Below are 20,518 nucleotides of genomic sequence, written 5' to 3'. Positions count from 1 at the left end.
ATCAACCGGACGGCCGGGCTACCAGCAGAAGCTGGCGCCTTCCGCCACCACGCCTACGCCGGGCAGGCGCGCCGCCAGTCCGGCCATTCGTGCACGCGGCAGGAAGGCGGGCAGCAGCACGCGCGGCGCCACGGCCGTCACGAGAGCCTGCAGGGCGCTGAAGCTCGGGTGCACGTTCCAGCGCGCATGGTGGGCCTGCGCGGCCGCGATCCGCCGGCTGGCATTCGAGCCTTCGGCGACATGGCCGGTGAAGACGATATCGGCCTCGCCGCTCCGCGCGAACCGGTCCGTCAGCGCAGCGGAAAGGCCGTGATCGGCCTGTGGCCCGGCGACGATCATGACGCCGCGTGCCGGGCTGTCGGCCGTGAGGAGCCCTCTGGCGAGAAGCCGGGCCGGGGCATCCGCCTCGCCCACTGCGAGCACCTCGGGATGGCGCGCCAGCACCTCCACGACGCCCCGCGTCACTGGGCAGAGGCTCACCGCGAGGCCGGCTTCGAGGAAGGTGAGCGCCATTTCCAGCGCCCGCCCGGCCGCCGGGGCCGGCAGGAGAAGCGGGCGGTGGCGGGCGCGGGCGATCAGAGCGTCGGCCTGAAAGGCGAGCGTCTGATCCCCCTCGCCATAGCTGGCATCGACGACGAGAGCGGCCGCGCGCAGAGGCATGGTGGAGCGGTACAGTCGGCTCTCGGCGGAATAGTCGCCGGTATAGAGCAGCCCGGCCTCGCCACCGATGCGCATCCACACGGCGCCGGGCGCATGGCCCGCCGGGCCGGTCGCGATTTCCAGGCCGAGAATCCCGGCTGTTCCCTCAAAAGGAAGGTCGTGCGCGTTGCGCAGGCGCGTCTCGCCGGCCAGGGCCCGCACCGCGGCGGTGGCGTAGAGGGGCGGGTCGCCGAGCTGCCCGGCGAGATCAAGCGCGCCGACATGGTCGTGATGACCGTGCGACAGCAGGATGGCGTCGACGCGGCCGACCCCGGCGAGGTCCGGCCGCCGGCCGGCATCCGGGCCTTCGCCGAGATCGAGAATGAGGCGCCGGCCAGCGGTTTCCAGCAGGAAGCAGGCCGGCCCCTTGATGCCGGCACCGGACAGCGCGGTCAGTCGGTTCATCATGAAAGCTCGAAAAAGGGTGTTGCGGCGAGCGTTTAAGCGGGTGCGATGACGAATGCGTGACGCAGCCGGGCGATGTGGGGCGGGCCTCGTCCGCCGGGCGTGCACGCGGATGCGATCCCGCAAGCCGCGTGGATATAGGGAATATCGCCCGACCGGGAAGGAGCAGGGTGGTGCCCATGATCCATTGATCCCCCTCTCACGGAGGCCGCGATGAACATGGCCACCAATCCGGCCTCGCTGAAGGCCACGCCGATCGTCGATGCGTCTGTCGCCCCGACGCCGTCCGTTCTCCCGGACGCGCCGTCCTCCCATGGCGGCCTGAAGCGTGGGCTGGGAGTGGCGGGGGTATTGCTTCTGGTCGGCGCCCTTGCCTATGCGGGCACCGAATACTGGACGCAGTGGCGCTTCGAGACCAGCACGGACGATGCCTATGTGCAGGCCGACATCGTCACCATCGCCCCGCAGGTCGCCGGCTATCTCGTGACGGTCAACGTGACCGACAACCAGCCGGTGAAGCAGGGCGAGGTGCTCGCCATCATCGACCCGCGCCCGTATCAGGCGGCGGTCGATCAGGCCGTGGCCGATGTCGACGCGGCACGGGCATCGATCGACGATCACGCGGCGCAGCTCAACGAGCAGCAGGCGCTGATCGAGGAGGCCAAGGCGCAGATCGCCGCGGATGCGGCCGCCGAGACCTTCGCCGAGCAGAACAACCGGCGCTTCACCAAGCTCGCCCAGGACGGTTTCGGCCCGGTCGAGACTGCCGAGCAGACCACCTCGCAGATCGGCCAGACGCAGGCGCAGGTGACCCGCGACCGGGCGGCGCTCGACGCGGCGCAGAAGCAGGTCGCCACCCTGACCGCCCAGCTTGCCGAGGCGCGGGCGAACCTTGCCCACAACCAGGCGGCGCTCGACACGGCGACGCTGAATCTCGGCTATACGAGGCTGGTCGCGCCGGTGGACGGCGTCGTGGGCGCGCGAACCTTGCGCGTCGGCCAGTATGTCGAGCCCGGCACCGCGCTGCTGGCGGTGGTGCCGCTGCAGGCGACCTATGTGGTCGCCAACTACAAGGAAACCCAGCTCACCGACGTGAAGCCCGACCAGAAGGTGACGATCTCGGTCGATACCTATCCCGATCTTCATGTGCGGGGCTTCGTCTCCAGCCTCGCCCCGGCCAGCGGGCAGGAATTCGCCCTGCTGCCGCCCGACAACGCCACCGGCAACTTCACCAAGATCGTCCAGCGCATTCCCGTGCGCATCGACATCGACCGCACCGATCCGCTGGCCCGGCAGCTGCGGCCCGGCATGTCGGTGGAAACGACCATCCGAACCGATGCGACGATCCCGGCCGACGTGAGGCGCAACGCCTATATCCCGCCCAGCGAGTGAGGGTGTCATGGCCGCCGCCACGTCTACCTTCGCGCCGCCGGCCGGGATGCCGGCGGTGGAGCCCGGCGCCAGCCTCGTCACCTGGATCGCCGTGATCGGCTGCATGCTCGGCGCGCTGATCGCCGTGCTCGACATCCAGATCACCAATGCCTCGCTGCCCTATATCGAGGGCGGCATCGGCACCGGCTCGGATAACGGGACGTGGATTTCCACTTCCTACCTGATCGGCGAGATCATCATGATCCCGCTGACCGATTACCTGAGCCGGGTATTCGGCTTCCGGCGCTTCCTCCTCTCGGCGCTGGTGCTGTTCCTCGTTTTCTCGATGGGCTGCGCCTTCGCCACCAATCTTTCGCAGATGATCGCGATGCGCGGGCTGCAGGGCTTCTTCGGCGGCTGCCTGATCCCGCTCGCTTTCACCGTGGTGCTGACCAAGCTGCCGCGCCGCCAGCAGCCGATCGGCATCGCCATCTTCGCCATGACCGCGACCTTCGGCCCGGCGATCGGCCCGACCATTGGCGGCTGGCTCACCGATCAGTTCGGCTGGCCCTATATTTTCTTCATCAATCTCATTCCCGGCGCCGTCATGCTGGGCATGCTGGTTCCGACGCTGGAAAAGAGCCCGCTGAACCTTCGCCTGTTGAGGGAGGGCGACTGGTGGGGCATCGGCTTCATAGCGATTGGCCTCGCCTGCCTGCAGACGGTGCTCGACGAGGGCAACAAGGATGACTGGTTCGGCTCGCCGTTCATCGTGCGGCTGTCCATCCTCGCGGCGATCTGCCTTGCCATCTTCGTCGCCATCGAGCTGAAGGTCGAGAAGCCGGCGGTGAACCTGCGGCTGTTCACGCGGCGCAATTTCGCGCTCGGCACCCTCGCCAACGTCATTGTCGGCTTCGCGCTGTTCGGCTCGGTCTATGTGCTGCCGACCTATCTCGACGAGGTGCAGGGCTATGACGCGCAGCAGATCGGCATGGTGCTGGCCTGGGTCGGGCTGCCGCAGCTCATCGTCATCCCGTTCGTGCCGATGCTGATGAAGCGGATCGACCCGCGCGTGCTGGTGGGCATCGGCCTCGCCATCTTCGCGGCGAGCTGCTTCATGAACACGCATCTGAGCTATCATGTCGGCGGCGACCAGCTGATGCTGACCAATATCGTGCGGGCGCTCGGGCAGGCGATCGTGCTCTCCCCACTGGCCAGCATCACCATGATCGGCATGCCGCCGGTGCTGTCGGGCCAGGCGTCGGGCCTGTTCAACATGATGCGCAGCCTTGGCGGCGCCATCGGCACGGCGGCGCTGGCGACGCTGATCACCAAGCGCGAGCAGTTCCATTCCAACATCATCGGGCAGTCGGTCACGCCCTATGGCGAGAACGTGCGCGAATTCCTCGACCGCATGCAGCACTACTTCATGCAGCATGGCTCCGATGCCACGCGGGCCTATCACCAGGCTGAGATCCTGCTGGGCCAGATGGTGGCGCAGCAATCGCGGATCATGGGCTTTTCCGACACGTTCGCCGTGCTCGGCGCGCTGCTGCTGCTCGCCGTGGTGGCGGTCGCCTTCACCCGCCGGCTGGCGTGAGGTGGCTTACACCGCGCGCAGGGTGAAGGCCTCGGCGAGGCGGGTGCCGTCGCTCATCCGCTCCAGCCGGCAATGATGGGCGAGCCGCCCGTCGCCGCGCCGCTGTCCGAGCCAGCGCACCCGCACCCGCTCGCCCGGATCGGCATTGGCATGAAAGAACACGTCCCGCCGCAGTGTTGCCGCGCGCGGTGCCTGCCTTCCGTCAAAGTGCCATTCGGCGCGATCGATGAAGGAAACGAAGCTGGCAAAGTAAAGAAAGCCGGCGCCGTTGAAATCCTGCGCCGGGCAGGGGTCTATCTCGATGAACGGGTCGGCCTCACCCGCCGCGGCCGCGAGGTCGAAGCCGAAATAGTGCTCGAGCCGACGCGCGCGCAGGGCGGCCGCCCGATCCGCGAGGCTGTTGGCGGGCGTCGCGGTGGATGGGGCGGAGGATGCGGCGGCGGGGGGCGGGAAGCCCTCCAGCGCCACCCGAGCCACCTGGTGGTTGCCCCCGCCCGCGCCGCGCCGCACGAAGGCGGAGACCAGCTCCACCGTGCCCATCGCCTCGCCGGCGCGGCTCAGGACATGGCGGCTGGCGCATTGCGTCCGCGAGATCCGGGCGATGGACGAGCGGATGGCGAGCACGTCATTCTCGCCAAGCTCCGCGAAGCGCGCATCGCGGATCGCCAGCGCCGAGAAGGCGGCATAGACCGGCGCGCCGTCGATGTCGCGAAAATCGGGAACCGTCCGCCCGGCCATCGCCGCCAGCATCATCCAGTGGCGGTGCCCGAGATCCTTCAGCAGCCAGCCCTCCGACAGGCCGCCGAGTGCCAGCTGCGGCATGCCGAGCCGCACGGTCTCCTCCAGCAGACGCGGCTCGCCGTGAGGCACGCCGCGTGTGTGCGGAAGGGGGAACGGCATGGTGAGGGGCGGGGGGATAATCGCGTTCATGCCGCGCTGTCCTCGCGCCCGCGCGCCGCCCGCGTGGCGATGTGGTCGACGATGAATTCCGCGTCGCGCCCGACGCTGCCGAAGCGGCCGGAGCCCCAGGTGTGCAGCCAGGGCAGCCCAATGAAATAGACGCCCTCGCGCTGGGTGATGCCGCGCCGGTGCTGGGGATGGCCGGCGCCGTTGAACACCGGCGCGTCGAGCCAGCGGAAATCCGGCTTGAAGCCGATGCACCAGACGATGGAGGTAATGCCGGAGGCAGCAAGATCGAGCGTGCCGCGCTCGCCGGCCGGCTGCCAGACGGGCTCGTAGACCGAGGGTGGCGGCGCGTCGATGGCGTTCTCGGCAATGTATTTGTCGATCGCCGCGTTGATGCCGTTATAGGTCCGGTCGGCGTCGTCGAGCGTCTGGGCGAGGTTGGTGTCGAAGATCAGCCCGGCGCCGTCATAGTCGCGCAGCACGCCGAACAGTTCCATGCCCTCGCGGGCGAATTTGCGCAGGTCGATGTCGCGCCCGCCGTCGCGGCCGGTGACGTAGTGGTTGGTGTTGTCGCGAACGCCCTCGCGCAGCGGGTGCTGTTCGACCGCCATGTCGTAATAGCCCATGTCGGCCAGCCAGGTGACGACGTCGCGGCCGCGATAGAAGCGGGCGCAGCGCGGCGCGTTGCCCACCGCGAGGAACACCTTGCGCCCTTCCAGATGCAGGTCCTCGGCGATCTGCGCGCCAGACTGGCCGGACCCCACCACCAGCACCGCGCCCTCGGGCAGCTGGCCGGCATGGCGGTACTGCGCGGAATGGATCTGCGTGATCGAGGCCGGCAGCCGCTCGGCCATGCGCGGCACGATCGGTTCGTGATAGCCGCCCGAGGCGACCACCACATTATCGGCGCTCACCTCGCCCGCCGTGGTGGAGACGAGGAAGCCGCCCGCGGCGCGTGGGCTGACGCGGCGCACCGCGACGCCCTCGCGGATGGGTGGCTCGACCTTGGCGCGGAAGCCTTTGAGGTAGTCGAGGATCTCGTCCTTCTTCATGAAGCCGTGCGGATCGTTGCCGGCATAGGAATGGCCGGGCAGGGCGCATTGCCAGTTCGGCGTGACCAGGCAGAAATTGTCCCAGCGCTGCGTGCTCCAGGCATGCATGGCCGTGTGCTTCTCGAAGACGAGGTGATCGATGCCCTGCTGCTGCAGGAAATGGCTGGTCGACAGGCCGGCCTGACCGCCGCCGACGATCACGACCGGGTAATGCTGGATCTGGTTCTCGTTCATGACTTGCGCTCCGGTGTCGGGCGCGCGCGATCACGCGTCGAAGGATTCGACGACGACGCGCGCATCGGGATGGGTGGAAAAGGTGCCGCCGGCCGCTTCCAGCCGGGCGAGCTGGCCGAGCGCGCGCGAGCAGGCAAAGCCATAGCGCGCCGCGACCCGATCACTGGCGATGGTCAAGGCTTCGCGGCTGCGACCAAGGAAGTCGGCTAAGGAGTAGCTGGCGCCGGGGGAGAGATAGTCCTTGATGACCAGCGAGGGCGAATAGCAGTGCTCCCGCGTTCCGTCCGGCCAGCGAATGGTGAAGGTCATTTCAGGCATGGAGGGGCTCCGCGAGGCTTTCATAGACGGCGAGATGGGCGCGGGCGGTGGCCGTCCAGTCATGACGGGCGGCGACCACCGGGCCCTGCGCGGCAAGGCGCGCCGCGAGGGAGGGATCGAGCGCGGCGGCAAGCGCGTTGGCGATCGAGCCGGAATTCGTCGGATCACACCACACCGCCTCGTCCGCGCCGATATGCTCGGTGAAGGGCAGGATGTGCGAGACCACCACCGGCACCCCGCAGGCCATCGCCTCCAGCGCGACGAGGCCGAAGCCTTCCGTCACCGAGGGGAAGGCGAGCGCATGGGCGAGCCGATACAGCGCGGGCATGTCGGCCTGCGGCAGCGGCCCGGTGATGACCACCGCCCCGTCGGGCAGCCCGCTCGTCTGCAGTGCGGCGGCGAAAAGCTGCTGATAGGATTGGTGGTCGAGCACCGAGGCGCCGCCGGCGATGACCAGCTGCGCGCTCGGGTGCAGCGCCCGCAGCGCGACGAAGGCCTCAAGGATACGCAGCGTGTTCTTGCGCGCCTCCACACCGCCGACGCTGAGCACGATCGGCCCGGTCCCGACGCCGAGCCCGGCGGCGAGCGCGGTTTCCCTTCCATCCGGCAGGGGGGAGAAACGCTGCCGGTCCACGCCATTGCCGACCAGCGTCGGGCGCGCCTCGAACGTCTCGAACAGCAGATCCTGCCAGAGCCGGCTGACCACGAAGTGCCGGTCGGCGGCGATGATCGCCTGCCGCTGCAGGGCCATCAAAGCGGGATCGGCGAAGGTATCGACATGGTGCACGGTGCGCGCGAAGCCGGAGATCCGCCCGCGCGCCTTCAGTACAGCCAGCGCGTTGCCGGAAATGCCGTCCTGCGCGTGAAACACGTCGAAGCGGCGGTGGGCCGGAGTTTCGAAGTAATTTACATAGTCGGCTATTCGAATGCTCACCATCTCGGCGATATCCGTCCCGACGGGCGAAGCCGGCACGCTCACCGTGCCGCACCGGGTGGGGCGGAAGAAGCCGGCGCCCTTGGCGTCCGGTGCATGCACAACCGCTTCATGGCCGAGGCGGGTCAGCGCGTCGGCGAGTTCCAGCGCGTGCACCACGCCGCCGCGCGGATTGGTGGAATGGGCGAGGATGGCGATGCGCAGATTCGGGCTGGGATCGCGTCTCATGCCGCATCCTCCCGCGGCGCGGTGGTCGGCCCGCAGCCGATGAGCGGGCGGGTGGCGAAATCCCAGATGGTCTCGCGCGCCCCGCCATTCACCACGGTGACGCGGCGATCGGCGGTGAGGGTGCCGATGGCGGCGCTGGCGATACCGCGCGCCTCGAAGGCGGCGAGGATGGCCGGCACATGGGCCGGCTGGGCGCAGATGAGGTAGCCGTAGCTGGGGAAGCTCATCAGCCAGCGGGCCGGGTCCACCCCCTCCGGCGCGGGCACGCGGGAAAGCTCGATCTCGACGCCGACGCCGGAGGCTTCCGCCAGCATGGCGCTCGTGCCGACCACGCCGCCCTGGCTGATATCCTTGGCGGCGCGGGAGAGCCCGCTTTCCGCGATGAAGGGCAGCAGTTCCAGATCGCCGCGCAGCCGCTCGGCGGGGGCCTCGGTGGCGGCTTCCCAGTTGGAGAAGGGTTCGCGGTAGCGCCCGCGCAGGTCGATGGCGGCGATCAGCGTCTCGCCCGGGCGGGCGTCGAAGGAGGTGAGCAGCTTTTTCGCGCGGCCGAGAATGGCCACCGAGAGCTGGCCGCGATCGGTGGAGAGATTGGTATGGCCGCCGACAATCGGCACGCCGAAGCGCTGGGAGGCGGCGCGCAGCCCGTCCAGCACCGGTGCGGCCCCCTCCTCGCCATCCGCCCACACCGCGTCGACCACGGCGAGCGGGCGTCCGCCCATGGCGGCGATGTCGGAAATGTTGACCATCATCCCGCACCAGCCGGCAAACCACGGGTCGCCGGCGACGAAACGGTTCATGAAGCCCTCGATCGCGAGGAGCAGGAAGCCGTCGCCGTCGGGGATCGCCGCACAATCGTCGCCGACCCGGATCGCGGACCCCTCGCCAAGGCCAAGCCGGGCAGCGGCAAGGCCGATATCGGCCTTGGCCATCAGGCCGGCCGAGCCGCGCAGCGCGGCGGCGAGGGCCTCGAAGGCGGTGGCAGAAAAGGGCGAGCCGCTCATGTCAGGCCGCCCTCCGCATCGAAGCCGAACCGGCCAGCGCCGAGCGGGCCTGCGCGTGGAAGCCGGTCTCCGCGTCGGCGATCGGGGGATAGAAGGCAAGGTCCGCCTGCATGAGGACATGCGCGCGGCCGTGCAGCTCCGTCTCCTCGAGGATGTTCCAGTGCAGCCGTCGGAACAGCAGGCTGTTCTGGCTCTGCACATGGGCGAGGAAGCGGGTGCAGCCGCGCGCATGGGCGGAGGAGACGGCGAGGCGGATGAGCGCCGCCCCCAACGCTCCGACCTTGCGATAGTCCTCGGCCACCGCGAGGCGCGAGCCCCACCAGGTGCCGGGTTCGGCTTCATGGATGCGCACCGTGCCGACCACATCGTCCGCCATCACCCCGAGCATGGACAGCGCGACGATGGGGATGGCGACGTCATCGAGGCTGTCGCGGTCGTCCCGGCCGCCGAACAGGCCCTGCTCGGCGCAGAACACCTGTCGGCGCAGTTGCGCGGCGCAGCGCCGCTCCCAGGTCGCGGTGGCGAATTTCACCTGGAAGTCGGCGGCGATGAAGGGACGGACGGGTTCGAACATCATGAACAGGCCCCTGGCGCGACTCCCCGCCGCTCATAGGTCGCGAGTGCCGAGCAGGCGCCGCATTTGGCGCAGCCCGCCTTGGCATCGATGGATTTGAGCCCGGTGGCCAGCAGCATGCCGGCGAGCGGACCGAGGATGGAATTCATGAAGGCGGGGGAGGGCGTCGGGTGGCTCTCCAGCGGCGTGCCGGAGATCGGCACGAAGGGCACCACGAAGGGGTAGACGCCCATCCGCGTCAGCCGGTCGCACACGCCGAGAATATCCTCGCGCGTGTCGCCGAGGCCGGCGAGGATGTAGGTGGAGACCTGGCCCCGCCCGAACACCGGCACGGCCGCCGCGAAAGCCTCGAAATAGCGCTCCACCGAGACCTGCGCCTTGCCTGGCATGATGGCATGGCGCACCTCCTCGGTGCAGGCTTCCAGATGCATGCCGAGCGCGTCGGCGCCGGCGTCGAACATGCGGGCGAACCACGCATCGTCGTCCGGGGGCTCGCACTGCACCTGGATGGGCAGGTTCACCGCCGCCTTCACCGCCGCCGCGCTCTCGGTGAGGAGGGCTGCGCCGCGGTCCTTGCCCGGCGGCGTGCCGGTGGTCATCACCATGTGCTTGACGCCGTCCAGCTCCACGGCGGCTTTCGCCACTTCCGCCAGCTGGGCCGGGGTCTTGCGTTCGATGGTGCGGCCCGCCGCCAGCGACTGGCCGATGGCGCAGAACTGGCAGGTCTTGGTGCGGCTCTGGTAGCGGATGCAGGTCTGCAGCACCGTGGTCGCCAGCACATCGCGGCCATGCAGCACGGCGATCCTGGAATAGGGGATGCCCTCGGCGGTGCTCAGCCCGTAGAATTTCGGCTGCAGCGGAAACGATACCTCGCCCAGCACCAGTCCGTCGCGGCTGATGCGGCTGCGGCCGAAGGCATCCGGCTTTTCCACCAGATACGGGCTCTCGAAGGCCGGCGCGGTGTGCACCGGCACCATGACGGTCATGCCGTCGAGGGTGATCGCCTTGTGGTCCGACGGGCCGGCACCGCCGCGTCGCGAGGGCGCGCCGGCCGCCGGATCAACGAGCCGCACCCCGTAGGACTGCAACTCGTTGATCAGATGCTCGGTCGGCATCGGCTGAAGATCGGTCGCCGGATCCATCGGTTTCATCGGTCGCACTCCCGTAGCTGGTGAAGGAGGGAGCGGCCTGCTGCATGGGCACAGCCGGCCGGTTGTCGAGATTGAGGCTGAGCAGTTCCGGCCGGGCGTAATGGCCGACCGAATCCATCATCCGCTTGCGCTTGGTGATCAGCGCCATGTCGAGATCGGCGAGGAGGATGCCCTCGCCGGAGGTCAGCGGGGGCACCACATGGCTGCCCTCGGGCGAGATGATCGCGCTCATGCAGCCGCCGGTCAGGGCGCGGCGCAGCTTTTCGTCGGGGGAGATGCGGGCGATCTGCTCGTCGGTGAGCCAGCCGGTGGAATTCACCACGAAGCAGCCCGATTCCAGCGCGTGGTGGCGGATCGTCACCTCGATCTGCTCGGCGAAGATCGGCCCGACCAGCGAGCCGGGAAACTGCGCGACGTGGATTTCCTCGTGCTGCGCCATCAGGGCGTAGCGGGCGAGGGGATTGTAGTGCTCCCAGCAGGCCAGCGCGCCGACCCGGCCGACCGCGGTGTCGACCACCTTCAGCCCCGCGCCGTCGCCCTGGCCCCAGATCATCCGCTCATGGAAGGTCGGGGTGAGCTTGCGGCGCTTGAGGGCCAGCGTGCCGTCGGCGTCGAACACCAGCTGGGTGTTGTAGAGCGAGCCATGGTCGCGCTCGTTCACCCCCAGCACCACCACGACGCCGAGGCGGCGGGCGCTGGCCGCCACCGCCTCGGTCACCGGGCCGGGCACGACCACCGCATTCTCATAGAGCCGAAGATGTTCCGCGCCGGTGAGAACCGGGGGCAGGACAAAGGAGAAATAGGGGTACCAGGGCACGAAGGTCTCGGGAAACACCACGAGCTCCGCGCCCTTGCCCGCCGCCTCGTCCAGCGCGGCGAGCACGCGGGTGAGCGTGCCCTCCAGGCTATCGAGGTCGGGCGCGATCTGCACCGCGCCGACGCGCACGACCCGTTTTTCCGCGATTCTCTTTCCGGCCATTGCAGTCTCCTCGGATGCGGTGGGGACCCGGACGCTCAGAGCGTCCAGGTATCGAGGATGAAGGCGTTGTCGCGGCGGTGCAGGAGGATGATGTCGAGCACGTCGAGCGGGCTGACCGGGATGATGCCGGGGATCAGCGCGCCCTCGCCATGCCCGTACAGCGCCTGCAGGGCGAAGCGGCAGGCATAGACCTTGCCGCCGTCATTGAGGATCTTCTCGATGCGGTTGTTGAAGTTCAGGTGGCCGGGAAAGGCCTCGTCGCCGAGCTTGGGGAAGCCGCGCTGCACGCCGAGCGTGACACCGGGGCCATAGAGCAGAACCGAGGTCTCGAACCCCTTCTGGATCAGGCGCGAGGCCTGCAGCAGGTTGACGAGGCCGATCGAGCCCTCGAAGGCGACGGTGTGAAAGGTGATGAGCGCCTTCTCGCCGGGGGCGGCTTTGACGTCCTCGAACTTCTTGTCCTCGAAATCGACCAGAACGTCGCCCTTCTGATGGGCGGGGACGGTGATGGTGGCCATGTCGCTCTCCTCAAGTGAAACGGGGCCGGCAGCGCTGCCGGGCCACGCCATCTGGAATTGCAATCAATGTGCCAATTGATGGAATGCAAAAAGAATCAGCAAAACAGTCAAATTACATTCAATTATACATTCAATCTGGGCTCGGCCGCCGATTCCGGGCTGTTGAAACTCTGGGCGTGCGCGCAGCGAACAGGCAGGGTTTTGCTTGGTTTGCGGGCAGCTGTCAGGAATAGCTTCGTACTCTTCCGGACGCAGCAATTGTTGGACCAGGGGTGACAGGCCACCTCTGCAACATTATACAGTCAATTATGCCGTGCATGGATTGCGCGGGACCGGAACGCCACGCCGAAGCGCGGCCGCCGTTGCCGCGACCAAGACAGGAAGACCGACTGAGATGGCCGACTGGACACCCGACCTCTCCCGTTCCGACAAGCCGCGCTATCTCGCCATCGCCGACCTGATCGGCGAGGATATCCGCAGCGGCCGCCTCGCCATCGGCGACCGGCTGCCGCCGCAGCGCAAGCTGGCGAGCCGGCTGGATATCGATTTCACCACCGTGGCGCGCGGCTATGTCGAGGCGCAGAAGCGAGGCCTCGTCGAATCGCGGGTGGGTCAGGGCACGTTCGTGGTGGGTGCGCCGCGCCCAAAGACGCGCGCCGCCACCCCCGCGCGGTCCACCGCCGTCGACCTCTCGATGAACCTGCCGCCCGAGCCGGACGATCCGGCCCTCATCGCGCGCATGCAGGAGGGGCTCGCCGAGGTCGCGCGCGATCTGGTGGCGCTGCTGCGCTATCAGGGCTTCGGCGGCACGCGGGCGGACAAGGACGCAGCTTCCGCCTGGCTGGGGCGGCGCGCCATGGTGCCCTCGCAGGAGCGCATCTTCGTCACGCCGGGCGCGCATCCCGCCCTGCTCGGCATTCTCGGACATCTCGCCCGGCCGGGCGAATGTGTGCTGTGCGAGGCGATCACCTATCCCGGCGCGCGCGCCATCGCCGCGCAACTGGGGCTCAAGCTGCACGGATTGCCGATGGACCTTGAGGGTATCGACCCCGATGCCTTTGCGCAGGCCTGTCGCACGCTGGCGCCCAAGGCGCTCTATCTCAACCCGACGCTGCAGAACCCGACCACGCTGACCATTCCGGAGGCGCGGCGCGCGGCCATCGCCCAGGTGGCGCGGCGCTTCGGCGTGCCGATCGTCGAGGATGACGCCTATGGCTTCATCCCGCCGCATGGGCCGCCGCCGCTCGCCGCCATCGCGCCCGATCTCACCTGGCATGTGGCGGGGCTGGCCAAATGCATCGGCGCGGGGCTGCGCACGGCCTATGTCGTGGTGCCCGATACGCGCGCCGGCTATCCCTTCGCGGCGGCGCTGCGCACGGCGAGCGTGATGGCCTCCCCGCTCACCGCCGCGCTGGCCACGCGCTGGATCGAGGACGGCACGGCCGACACTCTGCTGCGTTTCATCCGCGCGGAGACGCAGGCGCGGCAGGCGCTGGCCGCCGAGATCCTGCCGGCGGGCTCGTTCCGCGCCGACCCGCTGGCCTTCAATCTCTGGATCGAGTTGCCGGCGGCGTGGACCCGCTCGGCCTTTGTCGGCCACATGCGCAGCACCGGCATCGGCGTGGTGGCGAGCGATGCCTTCACCGCCGGCGGGCCGGCGCGCGAGGCGGTGCGCGTGTGCCTCGGCGGGCCGGCGAGCCGGGCGCAGATCCGCTCCGCGCTCGACTACATCGCCCATGCGCTGGAACAGTCGCCCGAGGCCGTGTCCTCGGTGATGTGATCAGGCGAGCACGCGCGCGGCCGCCAGCAGGGCGTCGACATCGTCCTCGCGGGTGGCGAAGGAGGTGACGAGCCGCACCACGCCGGCGCCCCATCGGTCGGTGTAGAAGCGGAAGCCCTGGGCCAGAAGCCCGTCGATCATCGGCTGCGGCAGCCGCGCGAACAGCATGTTGGCCTCGACCGTGCCATTGACGTCGACGCCCGGGATGACGCGCAGGCCGGCATCGAGCCGCGCGGCCATCGCGTTGGCCTGGCGGGCATTGGCGAGCCACAGGTCGTCGTCGAGATAGGCGTCCATCTGCGCGGCGAGGAAGCGCATCTTGGAGGAGAGGTGCCCGCCGCGCTTGCGGCGGAAGGCCAGTTCGCCGGCGCGGGCGGGATCGAACAGCACGATCGCCTCGACCCCCATCGCCCCGTTCTTGGTGGCGCCGAAGGACAGGATGTCGACGCCCGCCTTCCAGGTCAGTTCCGCCGGGCTCGCCCCGAGCGCTGCGACCGCATTGGCGAAGCGCGAGCCGTCCATGTGCAGCGGCAGCCCCGCCTCGCGGCAGACGGCGCCGATGGCGCGGGTGTGTTCCAGCGAATAGAGCGTGCCGAGTTCGCTCGCCTGGGTGATGGAGACCACCGCGGGCTGCACGCCGTGCACGTCGCCCTTGTTCAGCCGGGTGGCGGCGCGCAGCGCCTCCGGGTCGATCCGCGCATCCGTGCCCGCCACATGCACCAGCTTGGCGCCGCTAGTGAAGAATTCCGGCGCGCCGCACTCGTCATTCTCGATATGGCTGCCGGCATGGCACAGCACCGCGCCCCAGGGTGGGCTGAACAGGGCGAGCGACAGCGCATTGGCCGCCGTGCCGGTGGAAACCAGCAGCACGGCCACCTCGCGCTCGAACAGGGCGCAGAGCTTTTCCTCGACGCGGCGCGAAATCGGGTCGGCGCCATAGGAGGGCATCGGCCCCTCATTGGCGGCGGCGAGGGCCTGGAGGATGGCGGGCGAAAGGCCCGCCACATTATCGCTGCCGAAGCCGGGCTGGCGCGGCAGGGAACGGGTCTCATCGGTCACGGGAGGATTCCTGAAAGGTCGGTCGCACGGAACCTCCCTTATAGCCGTTCGCCGCGCAACCGGGATGCCCGTCCGCGCCGCTCGCATAACGCCGGATGCCGGGGCGGGCGCGGCGTTCTAGACTGGGGCGATGAACACGCCCCCAGCCATCTCGCCCCCAGCCATCTCGCCCCCAGCCATCTCGCCCGCCGATCCTGTCGTCGCCGACCAGCAGCGGGTCTTCGCGCGGCTCGCCGATCCGGCGACGCATGGCATGAGCGGGCCGGTGCGGCGGATCGATACGCATGGCGCGGTGGTCTTTCTGGCGGGAAAGGACGTCTACAAGGTGAAGCGCGCCGTGCGTTTCCCGTTCATGGACCTCTCCACGCTGGAGCGTCGGCACGCCGCCTGCCGGCGCGAGCTGGAGGTGAACCGCGACAATGCGCCCGGCCACTATCTCGGCCTGGTGCCCATCGTGGCGCGGGCCGGCGGGCTTCATCTGGGTGGGGCCGGCGATATCGTCGAGTGGGCGGTGCACATGCGCCGCTTCGATGAGGAGGCGACGCTCGATCATGTCGCCGCACGGGGTGGGCTCGATAATCAACTGATCGACGCGCTGGCGCAGGCGGTGGCGGCCGCGCATGAGCGCGCCCCGCGGCACCCGGAATGGGACGTGCCGGGCGCGCTCGCCGGCGTTGCCGCCGGGGTCGTGGATGGGCTGCGGGAGAGGCCGGAACTGTTCGCCCCGGCCCGCGTCGCCGCGCTGGAGGCCATGCTGGGGTCCGCGCTCGGCCGGCTGGCGCCGCTTCTCGCGGCTCGGGCCGGCCAAGGGGAGGTGCGGCGCTGCCATGGCGACCTGCATCTGCGAAACATCGCGCGGATCGCCGGCGCGCCGGTGCTGTTCGACGCGCTGGAATTCGACGAGGGCCTCGCCACGATCGACCTTCTCTACGACCTCGCTTTCCTGCTGATGGATCTCGGCTCGCGCGGCGAGGCGTTGGCCGCCAATCGCCTGCTCAACGCCTATCTCAAGGCTCGCGGCGCCGCCCCGCCCTATGACGGGCTCGCGGCGCTGCCGCTGTTCCTCGCCTTGCGGGCGGGGATAAGGGCGCAGGTGAGCGCGGCGGCGCTGGCCCATCGCACCGGCGCGGCGCTGGAGGCGGGGCGGGCGGAAGCGCTGTCCTATCTCGCCTTCGCCGAAGTGGCACTGACGCCGGTGCCGGCGCGCCTCCTTGCCATTGGCGGGCTGTCCGGCACCGGCAAGAGCACGCTGGCCGCCCATCTCGCCCCCGCCATCGGCCCGCTGCCGGGCGCGGTGCATCTGCGCAGCGATGTCGAGCGGAAGCGCCTCGCCGGGGTCGGCGAGTTCGACCGGCTGCCGCCGGCCGCCTATACGAGGGAGGCGACGGAAGAGGTCTATGCGACGCTGCGCGCGCGGGCCGCGGCCGTGCTGGCGAGCGGCCATGGCGTGGTGGTCGATGCCGTGCACCAGCGGCCCGAGGAGCGCGACGCCCTCGCGGCGGTCGCGCAGCAGGCCGGCCTCGGCTTTTCCGGCCTCTGGCTGGAGGCGCCGGTGGATGCGCTGGCCGCCCGCGTCGAGGCGCGGCGGGGCGATGCCTCCGACGCCACTGTGGAGGTGCTGAAGCAGCAGGCGGAGCGCGAGGTCGGCAAGCTGGACTGGATCCGTCTCAGCGCCGCCGGCACGCCGGAGGAACTGCTGGCGCGGGCGCAAGCCGCGCTGGGGCGCGCCGTACACCGATAGGCGCGCCATCCGGGCGAAGTGATTTGCCGGCTCAGCGTCTGCGCAGCAGTCGCAGCGCGTTGGCCGTCACCAGCACGGTGGCCCCGGTATCGGCGAGGATGGCCGGCCACAGCCCGGTAATGCCGGCAATGGTGGTGACGAGGAACACCGCCTTGAGCCCGAGCGCGAGGGTGATGTTCTGGTGGATATTGCCCATCGTCGCCTTGGACAGGTCGATCATGGCGGCGACATCGCCCACCCGCCCGTGCAGCACGGCGGCATCCGCCGTCTCCAGCGCGACATCGGTACCCCCGCCCATGGCGATGCCGACATTGGCGCTGGCAAGCGCGGGGGCGTCGTTGATGCCGTCGCCGACCTTGGCGACCTTCCGCCCCTCGCGCTGCAACTCGACGATGATGCGCTGCTTGTCGGCCGGCATCAGCCCGGCCCGCACCTCGATGCCGAGATCGGCGCCGATCGCCCGTGCGGTGCGCTCATTGTCGCCGGTGAGCATGAGGGTGCGGATGCCCGCCGCCTTCAGCGCGGCAAGGCCGGCGGCGGCATCGGGGCGCGGTTCGTCGCGCATGGCGATCAGCCCTTCGGCCGCCCCATCCGCCAGCAGCACGGAGACCGTCTTGCCGGCATCGTTCAGCGTGTCGATGGTCGCGCTCTGCTCAGTGGTGAGGGGCGCGCGCGCGCCCGCCGCCCGGGGCGAGCCGAGGAACAGCGTCACGCCCTCCACCGTGCCGGTGACGCCCTCGCCGCTCGCCGCGCCGGCGTTCTGGACGCCGGGCACCTCGAGGTCGCGAATGGCGGCCTCCGCCAGAATGGCGCTGGCGAGCGGATGGGTGGAGCCGGCCTCCAGCGCGGCGGCGCGGGCGAGCAGCGCGTTCTCATCGCCGGTGAAAGCGATCGCGTCCGTCACTTTCGGCTTTCCTGCCGTGAGCGTGCCGGTCTTGTCGAGCGCCACCGTGTCGATGTTGCGCAGCACTTCCAGCACCGCGCCGCCCTTGATGAGCAGGCCGCGCCGTGCGCCGGCGGCGAGCCCGGCCGCGATGGCCGCGGGGGTCGAGATGACCAGCGCACAGGGGCAGCCGATGAGCAGGATGGCGAGGCCCTTGTAGATCCACGCATCCCATGCGGCGCCAAAGACGAGCGGCGGCACCACGGCGACCAGCGCCGCCAGTCCCACGACGAAGGGAGTGTACCAGCGCGAGAACCGGTCGATGAAGCGCTCGGTCGGGGCCTTGCTCTCCTGCGCCTCCTCCACCAGCCGCACGACGCGGGCGATGGTGTTGTCGGAGGGCGCGGTGGTGGCGCGAATGGTGAGTGCCGCGTCGAAATTCACCGTGCCGGCATAGACGCCATCGCCCGGCCGCTTGGCCACCGGCACGCTCTCGCCGGTCACCGGCGCCTCGTTCACCGCGCCGCTTCCCTCCAGTACCTCGCCATCGGCGGGGATGCGCTCGCCCGGCCGCACCAGAATGACGGCGCCGACCGTGAGGCTCTCGGCCGGCACCTCGCGGGTGGTGCCGTTCTCGAGGAGGCGCGCGGTCTTGGGCACCAGCCGGGTCAGCGCGCGGATGCTGTCGCGCGCCCGGCCGGCGGCGACGCCTTCCAGCAATTCGCCGACCAGAAACAGGAATACGACGGCCGCCGCCTCCTCCGACGCGCCGATGATCACCGCGCCGACGGCGGCGATGGTCATCAGCATCTCGATGGAAAAGGGCGTGCCCGACAGCGCGGCCATGACGGCGCGCCGGGCGATCGGCACGAGGCCGATCAGCAGCGCCGCGATGAAGATCCAGGGATCGAGCCATGGCAGGAAATGGCCGACCGCGTAGGCGCCGGCCAGCGCCGCACCGCAGACGAGGGTCAGCCGCGCCTTGCGGCTTTTCCACCACGGCCCGTCGCCGTCGATATGCGTGTGGTCGTGCCCATGGCTCTCGGCCGCCGCGCGGGGCGCCGGCGCGGCGGCGACCAGGCCCGGGTGGTCCTGATGGCCGTGACCTTGATGATCGTGGGCTTCGTGATCGTGATGGCCATGGTCATGGCCATCATCATGGGTGGGATCATGATCGTGCCCGCAGCACGCGCCATGGGCATGGCTGTCGTGCTCATGGCCGTGATCGCCAGCCGGCGCCGCTGCGGCCGGGTGGCTCGCGACTGGAAGCGGCACGATGCCATAGCCGAGGCCGGCGACGCGCTTTTCCACCAGCGCGAGGTCGGCGCCCTCGTGATCCACGGTCAGGGTGCCGGCCGTGACCGAGACCGACACCTCCGCGACGCCCGCCACCCGGCGCACCGCGGTGTCGATCTTCGTCGCGCAGGAGGCGCAATCCATCCCGGCGATACGGTAGCGGGTTTTCACGGCGGACATGGTGTCACCTCTTGTCTCACGGCCGGCACGACCCTAGCTCCTCTAGCGACTAGAGGAGCAAGCGGGAAATGAGCAGGACTGAGCCGGCCGGAACGTTCACCATCGGCGAGGCGGCGCGATCGAGCGGCGTGAAGGTGCCGACCATTCGCTATTACGAGGAAATCGGCCTTCTCCCGGCGCCGCCGCGCACGGAAGGGGGACGCCGCTCCTATGGCGCGGCCGACATGCGCCGGCTCGCCTTCATCCGCCATGCGCGCGAGCTCGGCTTCGAGATCGAGGCGATCCGCACCTTGCTGCAATTGCAGGACCAGCCGGAGCAGCCCTGCGCGGCGGCGGATGCCATCGCCCGCGACCGGCTGATCGAGGTGGAGCGGCGCATCGCCAGCCTCACCGCGCTGAAGGCGGAACTGCAGCGCATGGTGGAAGGCTGCTCGCACGGCCATGTCGCGGCATGCCGGGTGATCGAGATCCTCGCCGATCACGGCGAGTGCCGCCACCATCACGGCCCCGCCGAGCCGGGCGGGATCGGGCGCTGAACCCGCTCGCTCCCGGGCCGGCACCGCGGTCATGGGCGTCGGCGTCCTGCGGATTCAGCCGCAGTCCGCTCACACCACCACGAAGCCGTGGGCGAAGGGGTCGCGGTCGTCGATGAAGATGGTGTTGTAGCCGGTCATGCGGGCCCAGCCGCCGATGGAGGGAATGATGGCGTCGCGGTCCCCCACCTTCACCTGCGCCTCGACCCGGCCCTTGAACAGCGAGCCGATGATGCTCTCGTGGATGAACGTGTCGCCGACCTTGAGTTCGCCGAGCGCGGCGAGATGGGCCATGCGCGAGGAGGTGCCGGTGCCGCAGGGCGAGCGGTCGATGGCCTTGTCGCCATAGAACACGGCGTTGCGCGCGTGTGCTTCCGGGTGCTGCGGCGCGCCGGTCCAGAGAATGTGCGAGAGGCCGCGGATCTCCGGCTTTTCCGGGTGCACGAACGCGTATTTCTCGTTCAGCGCGCGGCGCAGCGCGCCGCTCATGCCGATCAGTTCGCCGGCGGTGAAGTCCGCCATGTCGCGGAAATTCTCCTGCGGCGAGACGATGGCGTAGAAATTCCCGCCATAGGCGACGTCGACGGCGATCTCGCCGAGGCCGGGGCACTCGGCGGTGAGGCCGCGCTCATAGAGGAAGGCGGGCACGTTGGTGATGCGCACCTCCTCCACATATTGCCCTTCCTGCCGGTACTCGGCCTTCACCACGCCGGCGGGAGTATCGAGCATCAGGACGCCCGGCGTCTTCGGGGTGATAAGCCCGTGCTCGATGGCCATGGTCACCGTGCCGATGGTGCCGTGCCCGCACATGGGCAGGCAGCCCGAGGTTTCGATGAACAGGATGGCGACGTCGCAATCCGGCCGGGTCGGGGGATAGAGGATGGAGCCCGACATCATGTCGTGGCCGCGCGGCTCGAACATCAGCCCGGTGCGGATCCAGTCGAATTCGCGCAGGAAATGCGCGCGCTTTTCCAGCATGGTCGAACCCTGAAGGTTCGGCCCGCCGCCGGCGACCAGGCGCACCGGATTGCCGCAGGTGTGGCCGTCTATGCAGAAGAAGCTGTGTCGCGCCATGG

18 protein-coding genes are annotated in these 20,518 nt (G+C 69.6%); 5 read left to right on the top strand and 13 right to left on the bottom strand.

Going from position 1 to position 20,518, the window contains the following annotated elements:
- Positions 1-18: 18 nt before the first annotated feature.
- Positions 19-1,107, bottom strand: coding sequence for an MBL fold metallo-hydrolase (locus FHS55_RS05690; protein WP_183188747.1), 1,089 nt, complete (start codon positions 1,105-1,107; stop codon positions 19-21).
- A 210-nt stretch (positions 1,108-1,317) separates the two neighbouring features.
- Between FHS55_RS05690 and FHS55_RS05685 the strand changes: the two genes are divergently transcribed.
- Both FHS55_RS05685 and FHS55_RS05680 read left to right on the top strand, forming a co-directional pair.
- Complete coding sequence (locus FHS55_RS05685) at positions 1,318-2,496, top strand: HlyD family secretion protein (protein WP_183188746.1); 1,179 nt, start codon at positions 1,318-1,320, stop codon at positions 2,494-2,496.
- Positions 2,497-2,503: 7 nt separating this feature from the next.
- A complete protein-coding gene (locus tag FHS55_RS05680; protein ID WP_183188745.1) occupies positions 2,504-4,075 on the top strand; it encodes a DHA2 family efflux MFS transporter permease subunit in 1,572 nt (523 codons plus the stop codon).
- A 6-nt stretch (positions 4,076-4,081) separates the two neighbouring features.
- Here the strand turns inward: FHS55_RS05680 and FHS55_RS05675 are convergent, their stop codons facing one another.
- Genes FHS55_RS05675 through FHS55_RS05635 form a run of 9 tightly spaced genes read right to left on the bottom strand, consistent with a single transcriptional unit; the run spans position 4,082 to position 11,970 of the window.
- Positions 4,082-5,005 (bottom strand): Pnap_2097 family protein, encoded by a 924-nt coding sequence (locus FHS55_RS05675; protein WP_246339887.1) that lies wholly within the window; start codon positions 5,003-5,005, stop codon positions 4,082-4,084.
- Positions 5,002-6,267 carry an MSMEG_0569 family flavin-dependent oxidoreductase gene (locus tag FHS55_RS05670; protein WP_183188744.1) on the bottom strand — a complete coding sequence of 422 codons (1,266 nt, stop codon included), beginning with the start codon at positions 6,265-6,267 and terminating at the stop codon, positions 5,002-5,004. The genes FHS55_RS05675 and FHS55_RS05670 overlap by 4 nt, the downstream gene beginning before the upstream one ends.
- A gap of 30 nt (positions 6,268-6,297) precedes the next feature.
- Entirely contained in the window at positions 6,298-6,585 is a 288-nt protein-coding gene (locus FHS55_RS05665) for an MSMEG_0570 family nitrogen starvation response protein (protein ID WP_183188743.1), read from the bottom strand.
- Positions 6,578-7,747 (bottom strand): MSMEG_0565 family glycosyltransferase, encoded by a 1,170-nt coding sequence (locus tag FHS55_RS05660; RefSeq protein WP_183188742.1) that lies wholly within the window; start codon positions 7,745-7,747, stop codon positions 6,578-6,580. The genes FHS55_RS05665 and FHS55_RS05660 overlap by 8 nt, the downstream gene beginning before the upstream one ends.
- Positions 7,744-8,748, bottom strand: coding sequence for a sll0787 family AIR synthase-like protein (locus FHS55_RS05655; RefSeq protein ID WP_183188741.1), 1,005 nt, complete (start codon positions 8,746-8,748; stop codon positions 7,744-7,746). Before FHS55_RS05655 ends, FHS55_RS05660 begins: the two co-directional genes overlap by 4 nt.
- 1 nt (position 8,749) lies before the next feature.
- Positions 8,750-9,325: an MSMEG_0567/Sll0786 family nitrogen starvation N-acetyltransferase gene (locus tag FHS55_RS05650; protein ID WP_183188740.1), complete on the bottom strand. Its 576-nt coding sequence runs from the start codon at positions 9,323-9,325 to the stop codon at positions 8,750-8,752.
- Entirely contained in the window at positions 9,322-10,464 is a 1,143-nt protein-coding gene (locus FHS55_RS05645; RefSeq protein WP_183189225.1) for an MSMEG_0568 family radical SAM protein, read from the bottom strand. The genes FHS55_RS05650 and FHS55_RS05645 overlap by 4 nt, the downstream gene beginning before the upstream one ends.
- Positions 10,382-11,452 (bottom strand): Nit6803 family nitrilase, encoded by a 1,071-nt coding sequence (locus tag FHS55_RS05640; RefSeq protein ID WP_210286874.1) that lies wholly within the window; start codon positions 11,450-11,452, stop codon positions 10,382-10,384. Before FHS55_RS05640 ends, FHS55_RS05645 begins: the two co-directional genes overlap by 83 nt.
- Positions 11,453-11,487: 35 nt before the next feature.
- Entirely contained in the window at positions 11,488-11,970 is a 483-nt protein-coding gene (locus FHS55_RS05635; protein ID WP_183188739.1) for an MSMEG_0572/Sll0783 family nitrogen starvation response protein, read from the bottom strand.
- A 394-nt stretch (positions 11,971-12,364) separates the two neighbouring features.
- On the opposite strand from FHS55_RS05635, the gene FHS55_RS05630 reads away from it, so the two are divergent.
- Entirely contained in the window at positions 12,365-13,750 is a 1,386-nt protein-coding gene (locus FHS55_RS05630) for an aminotransferase-like domain-containing protein (protein ID WP_183188738.1), read from the top strand.
- Here FHS55_RS05630 and FHS55_RS05625 read toward each other — a convergent pair whose 3' ends face one another.
- Positions 13,751-14,809 carry a threonine aldolase family protein gene (locus FHS55_RS05625; protein ID WP_343056005.1) on the bottom strand — a complete coding sequence of 353 codons (1,059 nt, stop codon included), beginning with the start codon at positions 14,807-14,809 and terminating at the stop codon, positions 13,751-13,753.
- A 130-nt stretch (positions 14,810-14,939) separates the two neighbouring features.
- On the opposite strand from FHS55_RS05625, the gene FHS55_RS05620 reads away from it, so the two are divergent.
- Positions 14,940-16,550: a bifunctional aminoglycoside phosphotransferase/ATP-binding protein gene (locus FHS55_RS05620; protein WP_183188736.1), complete on the top strand. Its 1,611-nt coding sequence runs from the start codon at positions 14,940-14,942 to the stop codon at positions 16,548-16,550.
- Between the two features lie 31 nt (positions 16,551-16,581).
- Here the strand turns inward: FHS55_RS05620 and FHS55_RS05615 are convergent, their stop codons facing one another.
- The gene (locus FHS55_RS05615) at positions 16,582-18,909 is read right to left on the bottom strand and encodes a heavy metal translocating P-type ATPase (RefSeq protein WP_183188735.1); all 2,328 of its coding nucleotides are present in this window, start codon (positions 18,907-18,909) and stop codon (positions 16,582-16,584) included.
- A gap of 68 nt (positions 18,910-18,977) precedes the next feature.
- Here FHS55_RS05615 and FHS55_RS05610 point away from each other — a divergent pair, with 68 nt between their 5' ends.
- Entirely contained in the window at positions 18,978-19,445 is a 468-nt protein-coding gene (locus FHS55_RS05610; RefSeq protein WP_183188734.1) for a MerR family transcriptional regulator, read from the top strand.
- Between the two features lie 69 nt (positions 19,446-19,514).
- Here the strand turns inward: FHS55_RS05610 and FHS55_RS05605 are convergent, their stop codons facing one another.
- Positions 19,515-20,516, bottom strand: a complete 1,002-nt coding sequence (locus FHS55_RS05605; protein ID WP_183188733.1) for a 4-hydroxyproline epimerase — start codon at positions 20,514-20,516, stop codon at positions 19,515-19,517.
- Positions 20,517-20,518: the final 2 nt, after the last annotated feature.

This window comes from Ancylobacter tetraedralis, from assembly GCF_014195655.1.
In the GTDB taxonomy this organism is placed as follows: domain Bacteria; phylum Pseudomonadota; class Alphaproteobacteria; order Rhizobiales; family Xanthobacteraceae; genus Ancylobacter; species Ancylobacter tetraedralis.
The sequence above is the reverse complement of the archived record's forward strand: the minus strand, read 5'-3'. Positions and strand labels throughout refer to the sequence as shown.

Excerpts from the sequence above, each read along its gene's own strand:
- FHS55_RS05690 (WP_183188747.1), bottom strand. The coding sequence starts at position 1,107 with ATGATGAACCGACTGACCGCGCTGTCCGGTGCCGGCATCAAGGGGCCG.
- FHS55_RS05685 (WP_183188746.1), top strand. The coding sequence starts at position 1,318 with ATGAACATGGCCACCAATCCGGCCTCGCTGAAGGCCACGCCGATCGTC.
- FHS55_RS05680 (WP_183188745.1), top strand. The coding sequence starts at position 2,504 with ATGGCCGCCGCCACGTCTACCTTCGCGCCGCCGGCCGGGATGCCGGCG.
- FHS55_RS05675 (WP_246339887.1), bottom strand. The coding sequence starts at position 5,005 with ATGAACGCGATTATCCCCCCGCCCCTCACCATGCCGTTCCCCCTTCCG.
- FHS55_RS05670 (WP_183188744.1), bottom strand. The coding sequence starts at position 6,267 with ATGAACGAGAACCAGATCCAGCATTACCCGGTCGTGATCGTCGGCGGC.
- FHS55_RS05665 (WP_183188743.1), bottom strand. The coding sequence starts at position 6,585 with ATGCCTGAAATGACCTTCACCATTCGCTGGCCGGACGGAACGCGGGAG.
- FHS55_RS05660 (WP_183188742.1), bottom strand. The coding sequence starts at position 7,747 with ATGAGACGCGATCCCAGCCCGAATCTGCGCATCGCCATCCTCGCCCAT.
- FHS55_RS05655 (WP_183188741.1), bottom strand. The coding sequence starts at position 8,748 with ATGAGCGGCTCGCCCTTTTCTGCCACCGCCTTCGAGGCCCTCGCCGCC.
- FHS55_RS05650 (WP_183188740.1), bottom strand. The coding sequence starts at position 9,325 with ATGATGTTCGAACCCGTCCGTCCCTTCATCGCCGCCGACTTCCAGGTG.
- FHS55_RS05645 (WP_183189225.1), bottom strand. The coding sequence starts at position 10,464 with ATGGATCCGGCGACCGATCTTCAGCCGATGCCGACCGAGCATCTGATC.
- FHS55_RS05640 (WP_210286874.1), bottom strand. The coding sequence starts at position 11,452 with ATGGCCGGAAAGAGAATCGCGGAAAAACGGGTCGTGCGCGTCGGCGCG.
- FHS55_RS05635 (WP_183188739.1), bottom strand. The coding sequence starts at position 11,970 with ATGGCCACCATCACCGTCCCCGCCCATCAGAAGGGCGACGTTCTGGTC.
- FHS55_RS05630 (WP_183188738.1), top strand. The coding sequence starts at position 12,365 with ATGGCCGACTGGACACCCGACCTCTCCCGTTCCGACAAGCCGCGCTAT.
- FHS55_RS05620 (WP_183188736.1), top strand. The coding sequence starts at position 14,940 with ATGAACACGCCCCCAGCCATCTCGCCCCCAGCCATCTCGCCCCCAGCC.
- FHS55_RS05615 (WP_183188735.1), bottom strand. The coding sequence starts at position 18,909 with ATGTCCGCCGTGAAAACCCGCTACCGTATCGCCGGGATGGATTGCGCC.
- FHS55_RS05610 (WP_183188734.1), top strand. The coding sequence starts at position 18,978 with ATGAGCAGGACTGAGCCGGCCGGAACGTTCACCATCGGCGAGGCGGCG.
- FHS55_RS05605 (WP_183188733.1), bottom strand. The coding sequence starts at position 20,516 with ATGGCGCGACACAGCTTCTTCTGCATAGACGGCCACACCTGCGGCAAT.